Origin of the sequence: Sphingomonas sp. T1 (assembly GCF_902506585.1) — a bacterium.
In the GTDB taxonomy this organism is placed as follows: domain Bacteria; phylum Pseudomonadota; class Alphaproteobacteria; order Sphingomonadales; family Sphingomonadaceae; genus Sphingomonas; species Sphingomonas aerolata.
In genome coordinates this window covers 1-2532 of record NZ_LR733905.1, presented here as the reverse complement: position 1 = coordinate 2532, position 2532 = coordinate 1, and the positions used below count along the sequence as shown (strand labels likewise).

Below are 2532 nucleotides of genomic sequence, written 5' to 3'. Positions count from 1 at the left end.
TGTGAAGGAAATCGGGCACCGGCAGGTGTACGATTTCCTCCAAAGCAGGAAGCCGCGGGCCTCGGATGCTGACCTATGGGTTTTTCGGTTTTCGGCTGCTGGGCCGCCGGGCGGGACAGCCCGCAGCAGACGTCCTGGTCGGGGCGGTGCTGACCATCGGATGCGCCCTCAGAGGCTGATATCGAGCCTTGCCGTGCGGCGGACGTGACACTGCGCTCGGTGCCGGTGTCGATCGCATAAGCGTCATCATGGCCGGAAGCGCACAGGTCGCGCGGCGGGATGAAGGCGAGCCATGCCGGGTCATGGCGCGGTGGTCCCGGTCGGGTTGGAGGCAGGCGGCGGTGCGCGGGACTGGCGCCAGCGTTCGAAGATTTCGATGACGAGCATGCGTCCGCCGCAGCATGGGCATGGCGGGCGGGCATCCTCAGGTTCGACCGGCTCGGTAGCGGACACGGGCGGGGCAGCACCGAGCAGTTGGCGGGCGTGTTCGAGGTGAGCCTTGCGGGTGGCGCCAGCAAGCAGGCCGTAATGGCGGATGCGGTGGAAGCCCTTCGGGAGAACGTGGAGCAGGAAGCGGCGGATGAACTCGTCAGCGGCCAGCGTCATCAGCTGCTGCCGGTCGGCGACATCGTTGCGATAATTCTTGTAGCGTAATGTCACCCCGGTCTCGTCGAAGCGGATGAGGCGACTGTTCGAGATCGCCACGCGGTGCGTGTAGCGCGACAGATAGGCGAGGACGGCCTGCGGTCCCGCAAACGGCGGTTTGGCATAGACGACCCAGTTCTTTTTGCGGACCGGGGACAGGTGTTGCAGGAAGGCGCGGCGGTCGCCGAGTGCCGCGAGACTGCCGAAGAAGCCGAGCCGTCCCGCCTCGTACAGCGCCATCAGCCGGGTCAGGAACAGGCGGCGGAACAGCTTGCCGAGCACACGCACCGGCAGGAGGAACGCCGGGCGTGACGACACCCAGCGCTTGCCGTCCGGCGACAGTCCACCGCCCGGTACAATCATATGAATGTGAGGGTGGTGGGTCATGGCCGAGCCCCATGTATGAAGCACCGCAGTGATACCGATCCGCGCGCCAAGATGCTTTGGGTCAGCGGCGATGGTGGTCATCGTCTCGGACGCCGCCTGGAACAGCAGGCCGTAGACCGCAGCCTTGTTCTGGTAGGCGATGTCGGCGACCTCGGCCGGCAGGGTGAAGACGACGTGGAAATAGCCGACCGGCAGCAGGTCGGCCTCGCGCTCGGCAAGCCATGTGCGCGCGGCCGCACCCTGGCACCGGGGACAATGCCGGTTGCGACAGGAATTGTAGGCGACCCGCCAGTGTCCGCAGTCGGTACAGGCCTCGACGTGGCCACCGAGCGCTGCAGTGCGGCAGTTCTCTATCGCCGACATGACCTTCAGCTGGTGGAGGCTCAGATGCCCGGCGTGGGCAGTCCGGTACGCAGGACCGGTAGCACGGAAGATGTCGGCGACCTCGAGCGAGGTGCGCATCGCGCGCTCACCCGGCGGGTGGTTTGCCCTCCATCAGCGCCATCAGCCGGTCGAGCGGACCGGTCACCGCATGGATCGTTCGGGTGGCGACCTTGGTGTAGAGCGCGGTCGTCTCGAGCTTGCTGTGCCCGAGCAGGACCTGGATCACGCGAATGTCGACGTCCTGCTCGAGCAGGTGGGTGGCGAAACTATGCCGCAGGGTGTGCGGGCTGACGCGCTTGCGGATCCCGGCTGCGTCAGCCGCCTCGCAGACGGCACGGTGAAGTTGCCGCGTCGAGATAGGGTCGGTGTAGCTGCGCCCCGGAAACAGCCAGCCATGAGGCAACAGGACGCTGCGCCGTTTTCCCTCGCGCCACCAGAGCCGCAGCAGCTCGAGCAACTGAGGTGACAGCATCGCGTTACGGTCCTTGCGCCCCTTGCCCTCCTCGATGCGGATCAGCATGCGCTTGCTGTCGATGTCGTCGGCCTTGAGGTGAGCGACCTCCGACACCCGCAATCCGGCGCCGTACGCAACCCCCAGCGCCGCTCGGTACTTAATGCCCGGTGCTGCCTCGAGCAGCCGCGCGACCTCCTCGACGCTCAGCACGTCGGGCAGCTTGCGGGGACGAGGCGCCAGGACCAGCTTGCGCGATAGGTCGGGCCGGTCGAGCGTCACGCCGAACAGGAAGCGCAGCGCCGATACTGTGGCGCCAATCACGGACTCCCCGACACCGTGCTCGCGCTGGTGAAGCTGGAAGCGCCGAACGTCCTCGGCGGTCGCGGTCTCAGGCGAGCGTCGCAGGAAAGCCGCGAAGGCGCGAACGTGGCGGACATAGTCGTGCTGGGTACGCGACCGCATCGAGCGCATCGCCATGTCGTCGAGCATGCGCTGACGCAGCGGCGTAACGTACTGTTCGGTGGGTAGGGACGCCATGATGAAGTTCCTCTTGTTGAAGGAACTCCATCGTCTGCCGCCGCTGCCGCAGGACCAAACCTCAGCGCAAGGGCGCTACCCCACCGCCACCACCACTGCCGCGCAGCGGCTTCGTGCTGTGGGTC

Annotated in this window: 2 protein-coding genes; both read right to left on the bottom strand. The window is 66.7% G+C overall.

The features are described from left to right. Positions 1-300: 300 nt before the first annotated feature. Positions 301-1494, bottom strand: coding sequence for an IS91 family transposase (locus GV027_RS20055; protein ID WP_159513410.1), 1194 nt, complete (start codon positions 1492-1494; stop codon positions 301-303). 7 nt (positions 1495-1501) lie between these two features. Beyond that, complete coding sequence (locus GV027_RS20050; RefSeq protein ID WP_159513409.1) at positions 1502-2407, bottom strand: tyrosine-type recombinase/integrase; 906 nt, start codon at positions 2405-2407, stop codon at positions 1502-1504. Positions 2408-2532: the final 125 nt, after the last annotated feature.

Coding starts and splice junctions, on each gene's coding strand:
- GV027_RS20055 (WP_159513410.1), bottom strand. CDS start 1,494: ATGCGCACCTCGCTCGAGGTCGCCGACATCTTCCGTGCTACCGGTCCT.
- GV027_RS20050 (WP_159513409.1), bottom strand. CDS start 2,407: ATGGCGTCCCTACCCACCGAACAGTACGTTACGCCGCTGCGTCAGCGC.